Origin of the sequence: Aeromonas bivalvium (assembly GCF_046078285.1) — a bacterium.
Taxonomy (GTDB): Bacteria; Pseudomonadota; Gammaproteobacteria; order Enterobacterales; family Aeromonadaceae; genus Aeromonas; species Aeromonas bivalvium.
On the sequence record NZ_JBGXBV010000001.1, the window covers coordinates 232380 to 248242 of the forward strand.

Here is a 15863-nt window from a genome sequence, read left to right on the forward strand (position 1 = left end):
GATTTCTTATTTTTCCCTGTAAATTTAGTTCTTGACCTGCCTATGCTCGGCTGAGTTTTCATCTGAGACAAGGACGGTTACCCATGTTGAACATCACCCGTTGCGCCTGGCTGGTGGCCGCGGCCTGCGCCCTGCCAGGCCACGCCGCCATGACTATCCAGCCAGATCCCGAGCTGGCCGGGGGCTATGTCATCGCCCAGGCCGATGTCGAGGCGCAGGCCCAGGCCAAGACGGCCAACCCCATGTATGCCCTCTGGTCCAAGGCGCTGGCGACCCGGTCCAACACGATCGTGGAGGCCATTTATCCCAGGGCGGCGAGCAATCCTGACAACGTCAAGCGGGTCGAACGGGTGTTCCCAGAGTCCGAATGGGACTTTCTGACCCAGATGGCGGCGCCGGAATACACCTATGAGCGTTTCTTGCGGGCGGTGGGCAAGTTCCCGGCGTTCTGCGGAGAGTACACGGATGGCCGCGACGCCGATGCCATCTGCAAGAAATCCATCATCACCGCCTTCGCCCACTTTGCCCAGGAGACCGGCGGCCACATCGCCAAGGAGAACGTCTCGGACAACCCTCTGGCCCTGGAGGAGTGGCAACAGGCCCTGGTCCATGTGCGGGAGATGGGCTGGGCCGAGGGGCAACTGGGCTACACCACGGGCTGCGGCCAGAATGACTGGCAGAACAAGAAGTGGCCCTGTGCCAGCGGACAGGGGTATTTTGGCCGCGGTGCGAAACAACTCTCCTATCACTTCAACTACGGCGCCTTCTCCGAGGCCATGTTCGACGGCGATGCCAGCGTGCTGCTGAACAACCCCGGGCTGGTGGCGGACTCCTGGCTGAATCTGGCTTCCGCCATCTGGTTCTTCCTGACCCCGCAGGCCCCCAAACCCGCCATGCTGCACGTGATCGACAGAACCTGGGTGCCTTCCCAGCGCGAGCAGGATGCGGGTATCGGCTACGGCTTTGGCACCACCATCAACGTCATCAACGGCGGCATAGAGTGTGGCGAGCAGAACAAGGACAAGGGGCAGCCGGTCAATCGCATCCGCTACTGGGAAGGGCTGGCCGCTCACTACCAGATCCCGGTCGCGAGCGACGAGAAGAACACCTGCTGGCAGCAGACCCCCTATGGCAGCCTGAACCTCAATGGCGCCACCGACGTGCTCTACACCAACTGGGACGGCAACTGGAAATACTACCCGGACAGACCCGGCGGCTATTCGTTCGAGTGCGAGCTGGTGGGATTCCAGACCGCCTATTCGGCCCTGGTGCCGGGGGATTACCAGAAGTGCGTCACCAACTTCTATGGCTCCCACGCCAACTGGCCCAAGGTGCGCATCGTGGCCGAGCTGACGCCGCCAACCGACCCCTCCACGCCCCCCGTCGGCGGCGTGGCGGCCTGGAGCGCGACCCAGGTCTATGTCGCCGGGGACAAGGTCAGCTTCCAGGGGGCTCTCTACCAGGCCAAGTGGTGGACGCAAGGCAACGAGCCCGGCCAGGGGGATCCCTGGGCCCTGATCCCCGCGAGTTGAATCGAGGGCAGGGGCGCTGCCTTCTCTGCCGTCCTCATGGGGCCGGACTCCGCCGGCAGGGAATGGGTGCCGGGCCCTCAATATGGTCAGTGGCATGGCAGGGGTGGCCATGCTACTCCTCTGTGAACCTGGGCCAGGCAAAGTGCCGGCCCGGATCAACCTCAAGGAGGCGTTATGCAAGGACGTTGTCTGTGCGGCGGGATCACCGTCTCGAGCGATGAACACAAGGAGATCAGCCTGTGCCACTGCACCATGTGCCGGCGCTGGTCAGGGGGGCCCATGTTCGCGGTCCATTGCGGCGGCGGGGTGCAGTTCAAGGGGCTGGCCCCTGTGGCCTACCGCTCCTCCGAGTGGGCGGAGCGCGGCTTCTGCCCCACCTGCGGCACCCATCTTTTCTACCATCTGCTGCCGACGGACGAGTACATCCTGTCCGCCGGTCTGTTCCAGACGCAGCACTTCGAGCTGGCCAGTCAGGTCTTCATCGACGAGAAGCCGGACTTTTATGAGCTCAAGAACGAGACGCCCACCCTGACCGGGCAGCAGGTGTTCGATCTGTTTGCCCCCAAGCCCTGAGCCTGTTGCCGTGTTGGCGCAAACCCCGAGGAGAGCCAGTGATGGATGAACAACAGAAGGTGAGGGGGCCTGCCTCCTATTTTCCCGCCATCGAGCAGGCCTACGGCCAGCCGATCGCCCACTGGCTGGCCCTGCTGGCGGGGCGGGAGGAGCGCAAACACATGGCCCTGGTGGCCTGGCTCAAGGCTGAACATGCCATGGGCCACGGCCATGCCAATGCCCTGGTGGCCCACCATCTGGCGCAGCCCGCAGCGCCTCGCGTGGTGTAACGGCGCGCCAGGATGGAGGCTGAACCCGGGCCTCACCCATAAAAAACCACCGCAGCCTGTCGGTGGTTTTTTCATGGCGCCCGCCCAGGGCAACTCCGGGCGGGGAAGGGGTCACTCCTCGATATCCAGCAGCACCAGGATGGCGCTCTCGCCCCCCCATTCCCGGGGGGCCTGATGGAAGGCTCGCACATTGGGATGCTGGGCCAGCCAGCCCGGGAGTCGCTGCTTCAAGATATGCTTGCCGATGCCGTGCATCACGGAGGCGACGTGAAGGTTCTCTTTTCGGCACAGGGTCAGCAGGGCTGACAGCTCCTGCTTGGCCTGATGCTGGTTCATGCCGTGCAGATCCAGATAAATCTCCGGCGGATAACTGCCGCGCTTGAGCTTTTTCAGCTCGAAGGTCGAGACGTCGGAACGGACGTAGCGGGTCGGGCCATCCTCTTCCAGATGGGGCTGATATTCATCGCTGAAAAAGTGGTCAACCCCAAGCTTTTCGCGGCTCTCACGCAATTCGCGTTTCTGCTTGACCGGGCGCAACTCGGCCCTTAAGGTATCTTGCTTGATTTTCCGGGTACCTTTGATCGCCTCGCGAAACAGCAGGCTCTCCTCGTCTGTGGGTGAGGGCGTTTTTTTCATCAGAGACTCATTTATCAGGTATGCATCTTGCCCACTATACAGGGGCTCGGGCCGGATATTACTCGACTTGGAGGTGGATTTGGACAAGATATTTATCGACGAGGTGGTTGCCGAGATGCACACCATCCAGGACATGTTGCGCTGGGCCATGAGTCGTTTCAACGACGCCGGTATCTTTTACGGCCATGGTACGGACAACGCCTGGGATGAAGCGGTGCAGCTGGTACTGCCTGCGTTGCATCTGCCGCCGGACGTGGATCCGGGCATGCGCCACTCCCGTCTGACCCCGACCGAACGCCATCGCATCGCCGAGCTCATCATCCGCCGGGTGCAGGAGCGGGTGCCCGCCGCCTACCTGACCAACAAGGCCTGGTATGCGGGCTGGGAGTTCTACGTGGACGAGCGGGTGCTCATTCCTCGCTCCCCCATCGCCGAGATGGTGGCCAACCGCTTCGCCCCCTTCCTGAAAGACGAACCGACCCGGATCATGGACTTGTGCACCGGTTCCGGCTGCATCGCCATCATCATGGCCCACGAATTTCCCCACGCGGAAGTGGATGCCATCGACATCAGCGTCGATGCCCTCAACGTGGCCGAGCGCAACATCAACGATCACGGGCTGGAGCAGCAGGTCATCCCCATCCGCTCGGATCTGTTCCGGGATCTGCCGGCCGGTGACAAGTACGATCTCATCGTCTCCAACCCGCCCTATGTGGACTCCGAAGACATGTCGGATCTGCCGGACGAGTTTCGTCACGAGCCGGAGCTGGCCCTGGCGTCGGGCTCAGACGGTCTCAAGCTCACCAAGCGCCTGCTGGCCCATGCGGCCGACTTCTTGAAGGATGACGGCGTGCTGGTGGTCGAGGTGGGCAACAGCATGATCCACCTGGAGGCCCAGTTCCCCGAGGTGCCCTTCACCTGGGTCGAGTTCGAGAACGGCGGCCACGGGGTGTTCGTGATGACCCGCGCCGAGCTGGTGCAGTATCAAGATCATTTCGCCATCTACAAGAACTAAGCAGGAGCAAGCATGGCAGGGAACAGTTTTGGCCAACTCTTTCGGGTCTCCACCTTCGGCGAGAGCCATGGTCCGGCGCTCGGCGCCGTGGTCGACGGCTGCCCGCCGGGGCTCGAGATAAGCGAAGCGGATCTGCAAATCGATCTGGACAGGCGCAAGCCCGGCACCTCCCGCTACACCACCCAGCGCCGCGAGGCGGACGAGGTGAAGATCCTCTCCGGGGTGTTCGAGGGCAAGACCACGGGCACCTCCATCGGCCTGCTCATCGAGAACACAGATCAGCGTTCCAAGGATTACTCGGACATTCAGGATCTGTTTCGTCCGGGTCACGCCGACTACACCTACCACCAGAAGTACGGTCAGCGTGACTATCGCGGCGGCGGCCGCTCCTCGGCCCGCGAGACCGCCATGCGGGTGGCGGCGGGGGCCATTGCCAAGAAGTACTTGAAGCAGGTGCATGGCATCGAGATCGTCGGTTTCCTCTCCCAGCTCGGCCCCATCAAGGCCGAGGCGTTCGAGCAGGATCAGATAGAGCAGAACCCCTTCTTCTTCCCCGATGCGGGCAAGCTGGAGGCGCTGGACGAGTACATGCGGGCCCTGAAAAAAGAGGGCAACAGCATAGGCGCCAAGGTGGCTGTGATCGCCCGCAACGTGCCGGTGGGCTTGGGGGAGCCGGTGTTCGATCGCCTCGACGCCGACATCGCCCACGCCATGATGGGCATCAATGCGGTGAAAGGGGTGGAGATAGGGGACGGCTTCGCCGTGGTGGAGCAAAAAGGCTCCGAGCATCGCGACGAGATGACCCCGGCCGGTTTTGCCAGCAACCATGCCGGCGGCATCCTGGGAGGCATCTCTTCGGGTCAGGATATCCTGGTGAGCATGGCCCTCAAGCCCACGTCCAGCATCACGGTACCGGGCAAGACCATCAATACCAGCGGCGAGGCCACCGAGATGATCACCAAGGGTCGTCACGATCCTTGTGTCGGCATCCGCGCCGTCCCCATCGCCGAGGCCATGCTGGCCCTGGTGCTGATGGATCACCTGCTGCGCCACCGAGCCCAGAATGCCGGGGTGCATACCGCCACGCCGCAGCTGCGCTGATCGCGCAAAGGCTAGGATGAGTGATCACCAGAGACGACAAGGCGACCCCAGGGTCGCCTTTTTCGTGGGACTGTGCCGGCCTCAGGGCGTCGATGGTGCTGGGAGTCGGGTCGCGTCAAGGTGGCAGCGGGGCGGCGCAAAGGCGGGATCCGGTGGGGGCAGGGCGGCGATGGCGGCATCGATGCGGGCGAATGTCTCCTCGCTCACCGCCTCCGTGGCGAACATCAGGCTGACCGGCTGTCGGTGCAACAGCAGCTGGCAGCGGATGAAGTCGTTGGCCCCCAGCTGAGTCAGCCGGTGATGGGCGTATTGCCACTCCATGATGACCCCATCGAGGCGCCGTGCCAGCAGGAGGGCGATCAGCCTGTCGTCCGAGTTGTATTCGCGGGCGGTCCCCAGGGTGGGACAGGGGTCGCCGAGGGGCAGGGGGCGGGTGCCCCTGAGCTTGCCAAGGCGCAACCCTGATTGCCGGCACAGATCCGCGAGGCTTGTTATCCCTTGCCAGGGGTCGGCGGCCTCTGGCGCAGGCTGATGGCCGAGCAGCACGAAATGGGCGCGCCGGTAGGGGATGGAGAAGCGGGCGAAGCGTCGGCGCTCCGGGGTATCCAGGGCCCCCATGGCCACATCCAGCTGACGGCGCTCGATCAGGTGCAGGGTGCGGGCCCAGGGGAGGTTGCGAAATCTAGGCTCAAGACCGGCCTTGCCGAGGATCTGGCGAGTCAGGGTCACGTCCAGGCCGCCGAGCTCGCCGTTGGCATCTATCTGGCTAAGGGGCGGCCAGTGGCTCCAGGCCACCGACAAGGGCTCCCTGGCGCCAAGGGGCAGGCTCAGGGCGAGCAGCAGACCGGGGCCAAGCGCGCGGCCAATGGTGATGTGTATCCCGAACAAGCAGACCTCCCTGTCGCTGTGTGCCTGGGCTCATCGTGGATCCATGGCGACAGTGATCCAATCCCGACGAGTGACATCATGGCCATTCTGTCTCGCCAGGGGCGGCTTTTCCAACCATGCTGGGAGGCCCATCACATTTTTCTCGTGTAACTGCGCCAACTCCGTTAGACTGCGCCTCTATTCTTTCCCCTTTGCTCTGCTCCCCGGGGAAAATCGTTGTTTTCTCAATAGGCCCAGATCTTGTGAGATGGCATCGGCTCGGCAGAGGAGCCCCACCACAAATCCCCGGCGCCCCAAATCCCTAGCAGGTAACTATGAGTTTTACTTCCCTCGGTCTGGCCGAGCCTTTGCTCCGTGCCGTCGCCGAACAAGGCTACGACACCCCGTCCCCCATCCAGCAACAAGCGATCCCGGCCGTCCTGGCTGGCCGTGACCTGATGGCGGCGGCCCAAACCGGGACCGGCAAGACCGCAGGCTTCACCCTGCCCATGCTGCAACGTCTGACCGAGAGCAAGCGCAAGGTTTCTCCGAACCGCATTCGTGCCCTGGTGCTGACGCCGACCCGCGAACTGGCCGCCCAGGTGGGCGAGAGCGTGCGCAACTACGGCAAGCATCTGCCCATTCGCAGCCACGTCGTGTTCGGCGGCGTCAGCATCAACCCGCAGATGATGGCAACCCGCCGTGGTCTGGACGTGCTGGTGGCCTGCCCGGGCCGCCTGATGGATCTCTACAACCAGAACGCCGTCAAGTTCGACGAAGTGGAGATCCTGGTGCTGGACGAAGCGGATCGCATGCTGGACATGGGCTTCATCCGAGACATCCGCCGCATCCTGGCCCTGCTGCCGAAGAAGCGTCAGAACCTGCTCTTCTCCGCCACCTTCGCCGACGAGATCCGCGAGCTGGCCACCGGCCTCTTGGACAACCCGGCGGTGATCGAAGTGGCCCCGCGCAACAGCACCGCCGAGCGTATCGAGCAGCTGGTGCACCCCTGCGACAAGGCCAACAAGATTGGCCTGCTGAGCCACCTGGTCACCAGCAACGACTGGCAGCAGGTGCTGGTATTCACCCGTACCAAGCACATGGCCAACCGAGTCGCCGAGACCCTGGACAAGAACGGCGTCAGCGCCGCCGCCATCCACGGCAACAAGAGCCAGGGTGCCCGTACCCGTGCCCTGGCCGGTTTCAAGGATGGCAGCGTCAAGGTGCTGGTGGCGACCGACATCGCCGCTCGTGGTCTGGATATCGACAAGTTGCCGCAAGTGGTCAACTTCGAGCTGCCCAACGTGGCGGAAGACTATGTGCACCGCATCGGCCGTACCGGCCGTGCCGGCGCCACCGGTCATGCCATCTCCCTGGTGGCGGCCGATGAAGGCAAGCTCATCAAGGCCATCGAGCGTCTGACCAAGCAGAACATTCCGTGCGAGCAGGTGGCTGGCTTCGAAGCTTCCCGCGAGACCCTGGACAACATTGCCCGTGGTATCGGCGCGCCCCTGCGCAAAGAGCCGCGCGATCCGAGCGAGCCGCGCCGTGCGCCCCGCCCGCAGGGTCAGGGCCAGCGTCAGGGTGCCGGCCGAGCCGGTAATGGCGGCGGTCGCTCCGCCGGTGCCGGTGGCCAGCGCTCCGGTAACGGCGCTCGTCCCGACGGCGCCGCTGCCGGCAAGCCGGCCCAGGCCCGTCGTCCCCGCCGCGCCAGCCACAACCAGTAAGCGGCCAGGGAGCCAGGCTCCCCGGCTGTCCGGTTGCTAAAAAAGCCCCGCCAATCTGGCGGGGCTTTTTCATGTCCGGGGCTTATATTCACTCCCCATAGAGCCTGATCTCCAGCACATTGGCGATGGCGCTGCCGTTCCAGTGGTACTCCAGGTGCCGGGTCTGATGGATCTTGGTGATGAGGCGGGGGCGGTAGAGCACGTAGCAGTCGTGGCCGTTGTGGCGCACCGAGCGGTAGTGGATGCCATCCCGGCTCTGTGCCTGCTGCTCCCTGGCAAACGCCTGGGACGGCCCATAGTCGGTAGCGTGATAGAGGGGGGAGGCGAGATAACTCTCTGCCCGGATATCGACGAGGCGGGCGCAGAACTCGGTATGGAGCACCCGCATCTGCAGCTTCTGGGCAGGCTCCCGGGTGTAGCCGAAGATGCGCTCCTGGTGATAGACGGTCTCTTTCACTGCGGTATCGAGCAGTGGGGCGCAGTAGTAACCGCCAAAATCTCCGGTGGTGAAGCGGGCCCCTTCAGGATGCAGGTGGGTGAAGGCGGCCATCACATAGCTGCTGCCGGCCAGCCCCACCAGCCAATCCTCTTTCGGCACCCGATCCAGTTCACCGGCCTCTTCCCGCAACCTGTCGTTGGTGAGGGCTTCCAGGGCCCAGACCGCTTCCAGCTCGTCCGCGTTGGCCACATCCTCATAGAGGCAGATGGGGGGATAGCGGCTTGGAATGATGCGAAAGGCCTGCTGATCGTCAAACTCGCTCAGGGGCGGGGCGGCTGTCATCAGGCCATGCCCCCACGCCAGGCGTGCAAGCGGGTTGCCACCTCATAGAGATCGGCCACCCGCCCTCCCTGCATGACATCCATGGCGCTGCGCCCGGCGAAGAAGGGGTGGCTGCTTGGCTTGCGTACCCAGCCGTAGATGCTCTCATCGATGCTGAACAAGAGGCGCAGGCTCTTGTGGATGTTGAGGATGTAGCTCATCCGCTCCTGCATATCCACACTCAGGCGAATACCGCCGCTCGCCTCCTTGTATTTGTTCAATGTTGAACGAGATGAGATGCCCAGCAGGGTCAGCTGCTCATCGGTCGTGCAGTGCCATTTCTCCAGGATGCGAAACACCACAGGCAGCGCCTTGCTGGGGTCGACTGCGCCATCTTTCACGGGGTGTTGTGCTGCGTGGGCCATATGTCCTCCTCGTTGCAGCCCCTCAACAAGGGCTGGTGCACACTGATTTCAGTGTAGGAGCCTTGCGTCTCAATGTACATATATGGACAGATTTCGCAGATTGGAACATTGATGTTTCAGCGTGCTGGCATGATTGGGGCATGGGGGGACGGGCCTGCTCCGCTCCACTGATGTAAGAAAGCCCCGCCAACGGGGCTGGCGGGGCTTTGTGCGGCTCGCTCGATGTCAGGTTCAATCAAAGGGCTGGCAGCAGGCCCAGGCTGACGCTCACCTGGACGCCGACGATCAGCACCCCCATGGCGCCGGCCAGACCGAGGGCGACCACGCCGCCCGGGGCGCGGTAGTGGTGAGCCTCGGCCTGCTTGCGGCTCTGCCACACCAGGGCCACCGGCAGCAGCACCGCCAGTATGGCCAGGGCGATGGCGGCGTAGCCAAGCGCCATGATGAAGCCTTGCGGGAAGTAGAGGGCAAACAGCAGGGGGGGGACGAAGGTGATGAGCCCGGTTTGCAGGCGCCCGCCGGCATTGTCCTTGCGCCGGGTCACCTTGGCCATGAAGTCAAACAGGCCCAGGGTCACTCCGAGGAAGGAGGTGGCCAGCGCCAGGTCGGCAAAGAGGTGCATCGCCTGATTGAAGGCGGGCCAGTTTACCAGCTTGCCGACGCTTGCCAGCAGGCTGTCCAGGGCGCCGCCGCTCTGGATCAGGCTCTGTTGCCCGAGCAGGCCCAGGATGGCCACCTGCCACAGCACGTAGAGGATGAGGGGCAGGGCCGAGCCCCACACGAACACCCGACGCAGCCGCTTGGGGCAATCCCCCAGGTAGAGCATCACGCTCGGGATGGAGCCATGAAAGCCGAAGGAGGTGAAGATGACCGGCAGGCCTGCCAGCAGCAAACCCTGGCCGAGGGGCAGGGAGAGCAGATGCTGTCCCTCGGCGCGGGGCAAGAGCAGGGCCAGCACCGCCACCATGATCAGCAGTTTCACGGCGAACATCAGCCGGTTGAGGTAGTCCACCTGTCTGGTGCCTACGCACACCATGCCGCCAAACAGCAGGGTGAAGATCCAGGCCGCCTGCTCCTGGCCAAGGTGCATGCCCGCATCCGCCAGGGCCTGGGCCAGCAGGCTGCTGCCGCCACTGATGTAGGCGGAGGCCAGCGAGTAGAACAGCATCAGGATGCAGAAAGAGGCGACCCCCTTGCCCCAGGGGCCGAGCAGTTGATCGGCGAGCTGGTGCAGGTACCACTTGCCGGTGGTGAGGCTGGCTTCCACCTGCAACATGGCGGTGAAGGCCATCAGGGCCCAGAGCCCCAGCATCAGCGCCAGGGTGGCGGGGCCGCCGAGGGAGGAGGAGGCGAGCGGCAGGGCCAGCATGCCTGCCCCTATGGTGGTGCCTGCGATGAGCAGGGTCGCGCCGAGCGTCTTGGTATTCATGGGTCCAGTCCGATATTGATGATAAGGGGGCCGCACGGGCGGCTGTGGCTAAACGGGATGGGGCGCCTCCGGGTCCGTCCGGAGGCTAGCAATATCGCAGCAGACGCATCTGTACTCAAAACCTGTCGTTTGTAAAAGTGAGTTGCCAAGCTAACGGATCAAAAAAGGGGAAACAAGCCCGTGATAGCGGGATATGCCATTTTCTTGCGAGATATCTGGAAATAAATAGTGACAGTCTGGCGCCGTGTGGTGAAAAACTCGGCGACAAGGTGGTCGGGTTGGCGGCGAACCCGCACCCTGCCTGGAGCAGGGGCGGGCGGGAGATCAGCGGCGGGTCTTGAGGCTGCGGCCTATGTAGTGCAGGCCGCACTGATAGTCGCCATGGATGGCTGAAAAGGCGAGCGACAGGGCCAGGGTGGCCAGGGCGTCGTGGCGCTGGGGCAGGGAGTTGATGCCAAAGGGGAGAAAATCGAGCAGGCGGTCATCGCCGAAGGTGGCCATGGCGAGGCGGCTCATGTCGGCCTCTTGCTCCAGCAGGTAGTCGAGCACCCCTTCCATCATGATGTAGGAGGTGGTGATCAGGGCCTGGGGCAGGGTGCCGAGGCGGCGATGCAGCTCGCCAATCAGGCGGTAGCCCTCGGCGCGGGAGAAGTGCTCCCCCTCGCACAGGTGCGGCGTTGCCTCGCTTGCGGCCAGGGCTTGCAGAAACCCCTGACGGCGCTCCTGGCTGATGGTGAGGGCCGGCAGGGCGCTGATCAGGGCGATGTGTGCCAGTCCCGGGCGCAGCAGGGAGGCGGTGAGCGCCTCGCACGCCTTGCGGTTTTCGCTGGCGACGCTGATGAAGCGGTCGGGGTCCATGGTCCGGTCGATGGCGATCACCTGGGTGCCAGCGGCCTGTTTCTCCTGATACCAGGAGTCTCCCCGGGGCAGGCAGCTGGCGACCAGCAGGGCATCCACATGGCGGCTGATCAGCATGTCGCACAGAGCCTTTTCCGTCTGGGGCTCATCTTCCGAGCAGACGATGAGCAACTGGTAGCCCTGGGCACGTGCCCCCTGTTCCAGCCGTTTGGCCAGCTTGGCATAACTGGCGTTCTCCAGATCAGGCAGGATGAAACCCAGGGTGCGGGTCTGGCCGCCGCGCAGGGAGGCGGCGCGGCTGTCGGGGCGATAGTTGTGGGCCTCGACCACCGCCATCACCTTGTCGCGGGTCGCCTGACTGATGCGATATTGGTCGGCCTTGCCGTTGATCACATAACTGGCCGTGGTGCGCGAGACACCGGCGAGGGCGGCGATTTCATCGAGTTTCATCTGGTTGGCCCTGTCTTGTTTGGCGTGCAAAGAGTGCAATATCCCACCCTCCTCATGCGGTCGTGACGCGAAAAGTGTGCGCCGGATCATATCATCGATGCAAGGGAAGTGCGGGGACTTGATCAAATGGCTGAAACGATTCAGTCTGAGTGTAAGTGAAACGATTCAGCTTGTCAGCAAGCAGAGCCAAATGGTTGATAAATCCCACAAAAGGATGCAACCGGGTCTATTGTGAAACAGGCAGGGCAGCACGCCCGGGCAATCATCAGCACCCATTATCATTGAGCGCAATCCAGGGGGCCAAGCGGGCCGCCTCAAGCGGATGGAGAGAGAGTATGTTGAAGTTGGCGCAAGAGCAGATCCTGTTGAACCAGGTCGCTACCAGCAAGGGAGAGGCCATCGCCCTGCTGGCCGGGCAGTTGACCGCGGCCGGTCTGGTGGAGGCGGGTTATGTGGAGGGCATGCTGGCCCGGGAGGCCCAGCACGCCACCTACCTTGGCAGCGGCATCGCCATTCCCCACGGCACCACGGATACCCGCCACCTGGTCAGACAGACGGGGGTGATGGTGGCCCAGTTCCCGCAAGGGATCGAGTGGGATGACGGGCAGATCGCCTATGTGGCCATCGGCATCGCCGCCAAGTCCGACGAGCACTTGGGCATCCTGCGCCAGCTCACCCAGGTCCTGGGTGACGAGCAGGCCGCCCAGTCCCTCAAGGAGGCCGGGGATGCCGCCACCATCATCGACATACTGACCGGGGCGAGTGCCCCGGCCGAGGTGCAGTACCTGACCCTCGCCGACTTCCCCGCCGACGATCTGGATCAGCTGCTGCTGGGGGCGGCCGCCCGCGCCAAGTCTGCCGGTTGGGGTGGCGCCGACATGGTGAGCGCCCTGATGGCGCGCGGCCCCTCGGCGCTGGGCCAGGGGGTCTGGCTGGCCAGCGCAAAGGCGCAGCAGAGTGGCTGGGTGCTGGCGACCCCGACCCGACCCCTCGGTGAGGGCGAACAGACGGTCAAGGCCCTGCTGCTGCTGTGTGGCAAGGATGAATCCCATCTCGCCCAGCTCGACAACCTGGCGGCCCTGGCGGGGGCCGGTCAACTCGATGCCCTGGCGGGCGGCGAGGGGCTGGCCCTGCTGCAAAACGGACCGGCCAAGGGGCTGGCCGACACCTTCACCATCATCAACCCCCATGGTCTGCATGCCCGTCCCGGCGCCATGCTGGTCAAGGTGGCCAAGGAGTATGAGGCCGATATCCGGGTCGCCAACCTGGATGGCAACGGGGAGGCCGTCTCCGCCAAGAGCCTGATGAAGGTCATCGGCCTGGGGGTCAAGTGCGGCCACCGACTCGAATTTCGCGCCGAAGGGGCGGACGCCGAGGCGGCCCTGCGCGGCATAGGCGCAGCCATTGCCGCCGGACTGGGGGAGGGGGCGCACTGATGAAACTCGTCACCATCACCCTCAACCCGGCGCTCGATCTCACCGCCGCCCTGGATCAGCTGCACCCCGGCGAAGTGAACCTGGTGGGGGAGGCTTCCCTGCGGGCCGCGGGCAAGGGCATCAATGTCGCCATTGTCCTGAAGGATCTGGGCCGGGACGTGAGCCTGACCGGCTGGCTCGGCGAGGACAACCAGCAGGCCTTCGTCGACCTGTTTGCCCACAAGGGGCTGGAGGACTGTTTCGTGCGCGTCCCCGGCAGCACTCGCATCAACGTCAAGGTGTCGGAGCGCTCCGGCCGGGTCACGGACCTCAACCTGCCGGGCCTCGCCATCGCCGAGGACGCCATCCTGGCCCTCGATGACGTCATAGAGACGCTGGCCCGCCAGGGGCAGTGGTTCGTGCTGGCAGGCAGCCTGCCCAAGGGGGTGGATACCGCCCTGGTGGCCCGGCTCATCACCGGCCTCAAGGCGCAGGGCAAGCAGGTGATCTTCGATTGCAGCGGCGCGGCCCTCGGGGCCGGGATCGCGGCGGGGCCCACCCTGATCAAGCCCAATCTGGAGGAGCTCAGCCAGTGGGCGGGTCGCCCCATCCTCACCCTAGAGGAGCAGGCCGAGTGTGCCCGCGCCCTGCAGGCCCGGGGAGTGAGCCAGGTGGTGATCTCCAATGGTGCAGAAGGGGTGATCTGGTTTGGGGAAGAGCAAATCTGGCAGGCCAGACCGCCGCGCATGCAGGTGGTCAGCACGGTCGGTGCCGGGGATTCCCTGGTGGCCGGGCTGGCGCACGGCCTCAGCCTGGGCTGGCCCATGGCGCAGACCCTGCGCCTTGCCACCGCCGCCTCCGCCCTGGCGGTGAGCCAGGTGGCGGTCGGCTTTGCCGACCCGGCGGCGCTGGAGCCCATTGCCGAACGAGTGACCATCACGCGGCTGGATGCCGAGGCGCCCCAGGGAGCCCATCAGGCCGATCGCAAGGACATGACATCACACACATCCACAGGAGATGCCCAATGAAAGCTATCTTGGTAACGGCCTGCCCGGCGGGCATCGCCACCAGTTTTCTTGTCGCCAAGCGGCTCACCCAGCAGGCCGAACAGGCCGGCTGGACGCTGATCGGCGACATTCACTCCACCATAGCGGCGCGCACAGTGCCGACGGCGGCCCAGATTGCCGAGGCCGAGCTGGTCATCGTGGTGGCCAGCGCCCCGGTCGACTTGGCCGCCTATGAGGGCAAGCGACTCTACCGCGCCGAGATGGACGCGGCGCTGCAAGATCCCGCCGCCGTGCTGAACGCCGCCGCGGCAGGCGCCAGCCCCTATCGTCACGAGGCGAGCGCCCAGGCACCGGCAACGAGCGGCGCGCGCAAGCGCATCGTCGCGGTCACCGCCTGCCCGACCGGGGTGGCTCACACCTTCATGTCTGCCGAGGCGCTGGAAAATACCGCCAGGCAGCTCGGTTACGAGATCCGCGTCGAGACCCAGGGCTCGGTCGGTGCGCAAAACGCCCTGACCGCCGAGGAGATTGCCGCCGCCGATCTGGTGTTCCTCGCCACCGATATCGAGGTGGACATGGCCCGCTTCGATGGCAAGCCCCTCTACCACACCAGCACAGGCGCTGCGCTCAAGAAGACCAAGAGCGAACTGGACAAGGCGTGGCAGCAGGCCAAGCCGTACCGTCACAGCGGCGGCGCTACCGTCAAGAAAGAGGAGAAGACCGGTCCCTACAAGCACCTGCTGACCGGGGTTTCCTTCATGCTGCCCATGGTGGTGGCCGGTGGCCTCATCATCGCCATCTCCTTCATCTTCGGCATCGAGGCCTTCAAGGAGGAGGGGACCCTGGCGGCGGCCCTGATGAAGATAGGCGGCGCCTCGGCCTTCGCCCTGATGATCCCGGTGCTGGCCGGCTACATCGCTTACTCCATCGCCGACCGGCCGGGCCTGGCGCCCGGCATGATTGGCGGTATGCTGGCCAGCTCGCTCGGGGCCGGTTTCCTCGGTGGCATCGTCGCCGGTTTCCTGGCCGGTTACAGCGCCAAGTTCCTCAGCGACAAGGTGCGTCTGCCGGTGACCCTGGAGGCGCTCAAGCCCATCCTCATCATTCCCCTGGTGGCGAGCCTGTTTACCGGTCTGGTGATGATCTACGTGGTGGGCGGCCCTGTGGCCGGCATCATGAATGCCATGACCGAGTTCCTCAACAACATGGGCTCGGCCAATGCCGTGCTGCTGGGGGTCATCATCGGCGCCATGATGTGCTTCGACATGGGCGGTCCGGTCAACAAGGCGGCCTATGCCTTCGGGGTCGGTCTGCTGGCCTCCAAGGCCTATGCCCCCATGGCGGCCGTGATGGCGGCGGGCATGGTCCCGGCACTGGGCATGGGCATCGCCACCTTCCTGGCGGGCAAGAAGTTCATCAAGACGGAGCAGGAAGCGGGCAAGGCCTCCTTCGTGCTGGGTCTGTGCTTCATCTCCGAGGGGGCCATCCCGTTCGCGGCCAAGGATCCGGTGCGGGTCATCCCGGCTTGCATGGTGGGCGGTGCCCTGACCGGCGCCCTCTCCATGCTGTTCGGCTGTGAGCTGGTGGCGCCCCACGGCGGCCTGTTCGTGCTCTTCATCCCCAATGCCATCAGCCATGTGTGGATGTACATAGTGGCCATCGCCGCAGGCTCATTGCTGACCGGGGTGAGCTACGCCATGCTCAAGCGGGCCGAGGCCCCGGCCAAGCTGGCCACGGCCTGAGCCCTGCGGCGGATGTGACGCCGGCGTAAGCAACGACAAAGGCGACCCTGGGGTCGC

At 64.6% G+C, this 15863-nt stretch carries 15 protein-coding genes; 9 read left to right on the forward strand and 6 right to left on the reverse strand.

Translation table 11 applies throughout. The features are described 5' to 3' along the window. Positions 1 to 83 precede the first annotated feature (83 nt). From ACEUCR_RS00955 to ACEUCR_RS00965, 3 genes are all read left to right on the forward strand, one after another. Positions 84 to 1532 (forward strand): chitinase, encoded by a 1449-nt coding sequence (locus ACEUCR_RS00955; RefSeq protein ID WP_408787553.1) that lies wholly within the window; start codon positions 84 to 86, stop codon positions 1530 to 1532. A 174-nt stretch (positions 1533 to 1706) separates the two neighbouring features. After that, positions 1707 to 2105, forward strand: a complete 399-nt coding sequence (locus tag ACEUCR_RS00960) for a GFA family protein (RefSeq protein WP_041997163.1) — start codon at positions 1707 to 1709, stop codon at positions 2103 to 2105. A gap of 41 nt (positions 2106 to 2146) precedes the next feature. Continuing rightward, the gene (locus ACEUCR_RS00965; RefSeq protein ID WP_408746662.1) at positions 2147 to 2374 is read left to right on the forward strand and encodes a DUF4287 domain-containing protein; all 228 of its coding nucleotides are present in this window, start codon (positions 2147 to 2149) and stop codon (positions 2372 to 2374) included. A gap of 111 nt (positions 2375 to 2485) precedes the next feature. On the opposite strand, the gene smrB is transcribed toward ACEUCR_RS00965, so the two are convergent. Then, on the reverse strand, positions 2486 to 3010 hold the full coding sequence (gene smrB, locus ACEUCR_RS00970) for an endonuclease SmrB (protein ID WP_041997169.1): 525 nt from the start codon (positions 3008 to 3010) through the stop codon (positions 2486 to 2488). A gap of 79 nt (positions 3011 to 3089) precedes the next feature. Here smrB and prmB point away from each other — a divergent pair, with 79 nt between their 5' ends. Both prmB and aroC read left to right on the forward strand, forming a co-directional pair. Then, the gene (gene prmB / locus ACEUCR_RS00975) at positions 3090 to 4025 is read left to right on the forward strand and encodes a 50S ribosomal protein L3 N(5)-glutamine methyltransferase (RefSeq protein WP_041997246.1); all 936 of its coding nucleotides are present in this window, start codon (positions 3090 to 3092) and stop codon (positions 4023 to 4025) included. A 12-nt stretch (positions 4026 to 4037) separates the two neighbouring features. Then, positions 4038 to 5126, forward strand: coding sequence for a chorismate synthase (gene aroC, locus ACEUCR_RS00980; protein ID WP_111872680.1), 1089 nt, complete (start codon positions 4038 to 4040; stop codon positions 5124 to 5126). A gap of 81 nt (positions 5127 to 5207) precedes the next feature. Here the strand turns inward: aroC and ACEUCR_RS00985 are convergent, their stop codons facing one another. Beyond that, positions 5208 to 6014: a substrate-binding periplasmic protein gene (locus tag ACEUCR_RS00985; RefSeq protein ID WP_408787555.1), complete on the reverse strand. Its 807-nt coding sequence runs from the start codon at positions 6012 to 6014 to the stop codon at positions 5208 to 5210. A 314-nt stretch (positions 6015 to 6328) separates the two neighbouring features. Here ACEUCR_RS00985 and ACEUCR_RS00990 point away from each other — a divergent pair, with 314 nt between their 5' ends. Further along, entirely contained in the window at positions 6329 to 7720 is a 1392-nt protein-coding gene (locus tag ACEUCR_RS00990; protein WP_111872682.1) for a DEAD/DEAH box helicase, read from the forward strand. An 88-nt stretch (positions 7721 to 7808) separates the two neighbouring features. Here ACEUCR_RS00990 and ACEUCR_RS00995 read toward each other — a convergent pair whose 3' ends face one another. The 4 genes from ACEUCR_RS00995 to cra all read right to left on the reverse strand — a co-directional run bounded on the left by ACEUCR_RS00995 (position 7809) and on the right by cra (position 11642). Beyond that, a complete protein-coding gene (locus ACEUCR_RS00995; RefSeq protein WP_041998161.1) occupies positions 7809 to 8501 on the reverse strand; it encodes an RES family NAD+ phosphorylase in 693 nt (230 codons plus the stop codon). After that, positions 8501 to 8905: an MbcA/ParS/Xre antitoxin family protein gene (locus ACEUCR_RS01000; RefSeq protein WP_041998159.1), complete on the reverse strand. Its 405-nt coding sequence runs from the start codon at positions 8903 to 8905 to the stop codon at positions 8501 to 8503. Before ACEUCR_RS01000 ends, ACEUCR_RS00995 begins: the two co-directional genes overlap by 1 nt. A gap of 235 nt (positions 8906 to 9140) precedes the next feature. After that, positions 9141 to 10334: an aromatic amino acid transport family protein gene (locus ACEUCR_RS01005; RefSeq protein WP_041998157.1), complete on the reverse strand. Its 1194-nt coding sequence runs from the start codon at positions 10332 to 10334 to the stop codon at positions 9141 to 9143. A gap of 324 nt (positions 10335 to 10658) precedes the next feature. Next, positions 10659 to 11642, reverse strand: a complete 984-nt coding sequence (cra, locus tag ACEUCR_RS01010) for a catabolite repressor/activator (RefSeq protein ID WP_408787557.1) — start codon at positions 11640 to 11642, stop codon at positions 10659 to 10661. 335 nt (positions 11643 to 11977) lie between these two features. Here cra and fruB point away from each other — a divergent pair, with 335 nt between their 5' ends. Genes fruB through fruA form a run of 3 tightly spaced genes read left to right on the forward strand, consistent with a single transcriptional unit; the run spans position 11978 to position 15806 of the window. Continuing rightward, positions 11978 to 13078, forward strand: a complete 1101-nt coding sequence (gene fruB / locus ACEUCR_RS01015) for a fused PTS fructose transporter subunit IIA/HPr protein (protein ID WP_408787559.1) — start codon at positions 11978 to 11980, stop codon at positions 13076 to 13078. Continuing rightward, entirely contained in the window at positions 13078 to 14085 is a 1008-nt protein-coding gene (pfkB, locus tag ACEUCR_RS01020) for a 1-phosphofructokinase (protein WP_408787561.1), read from the forward strand. The genes fruB and pfkB overlap by 1 nt, the downstream gene beginning before the upstream one ends. Next, positions 14082 to 15806, forward strand: a complete 1725-nt coding sequence (gene fruA, locus ACEUCR_RS01025) for a PTS fructose transporter subunit IIBC (RefSeq protein WP_111872686.1) — start codon at positions 14082 to 14084, stop codon at positions 15804 to 15806. Before pfkB ends, fruA begins: the two co-directional genes overlap by 4 nt. Positions 15807 to 15863 lie beyond the last annotated feature (57 nt).

Excerpts from the sequence above, each read along its gene's own strand:
- ACEUCR_RS00955 (WP_408787553.1), top strand. The coding sequence starts at position 84 with ATGTTGAACATCACCCGTTGCGCCTGGCTGGTGGCCGCGGCCTGCGCC.
- ACEUCR_RS00960 (WP_041997163.1), top strand. The coding sequence starts at position 1,707 with ATGCAAGGACGTTGTCTGTGCGGCGGGATCACCGTCTCGAGCGATGAA.
- ACEUCR_RS00965 (WP_408746662.1), top strand. The coding sequence starts at position 2,147 with ATGGATGAACAACAGAAGGTGAGGGGGCCTGCCTCCTATTTTCCCGCC.
- smrB (WP_041997169.1), bottom strand. The coding sequence starts at position 3,010 with ATGAAAAAAACGCCCTCACCCACAGACGAGGAGAGCCTGCTGTTTCGC.
- aroC (WP_111872680.1), top strand. The coding sequence starts at position 4,038 with ATGGCAGGGAACAGTTTTGGCCAACTCTTTCGGGTCTCCACCTTCGGC.
- ACEUCR_RS00990 (WP_111872682.1), top strand. The coding sequence starts at position 6,329 with ATGAGTTTTACTTCCCTCGGTCTGGCCGAGCCTTTGCTCCGTGCCGTC.
- ACEUCR_RS00995 (WP_041998161.1), bottom strand. The coding sequence starts at position 8,501 with ATGACAGCCGCCCCGCCCCTGAGCGAGTTTGACGATCAGCAGGCCTTT.
- ACEUCR_RS01000 (WP_041998159.1), bottom strand. The coding sequence starts at position 8,905 with ATGGCCCACGCAGCACAACACCCCGTGAAAGATGGCGCAGTCGACCCC.
- ACEUCR_RS01005 (WP_041998157.1), bottom strand. The coding sequence starts at position 10,334 with ATGAATACCAAGACGCTCGGCGCGACCCTGCTCATCGCAGGCACCACC.
- cra (WP_408787557.1), bottom strand. The coding sequence starts at position 11,642 with ATGAAACTCGATGAAATCGCCGCCCTCGCCGGTGTCTCGCGCACCACG.
- fruB (WP_408787559.1), top strand. The coding sequence starts at position 11,978 with ATGTTGAAGTTGGCGCAAGAGCAGATCCTGTTGAACCAGGTCGCTACC.
- pfkB (WP_408787561.1), top strand. The coding sequence starts at position 13,078 with ATGAAACTCGTCACCATCACCCTCAACCCGGCGCTCGATCTCACCGCC.
- fruA (WP_111872686.1), top strand. The coding sequence starts at position 14,082 with ATGAAAGCTATCTTGGTAACGGCCTGCCCGGCGGGCATCGCCACCAGT.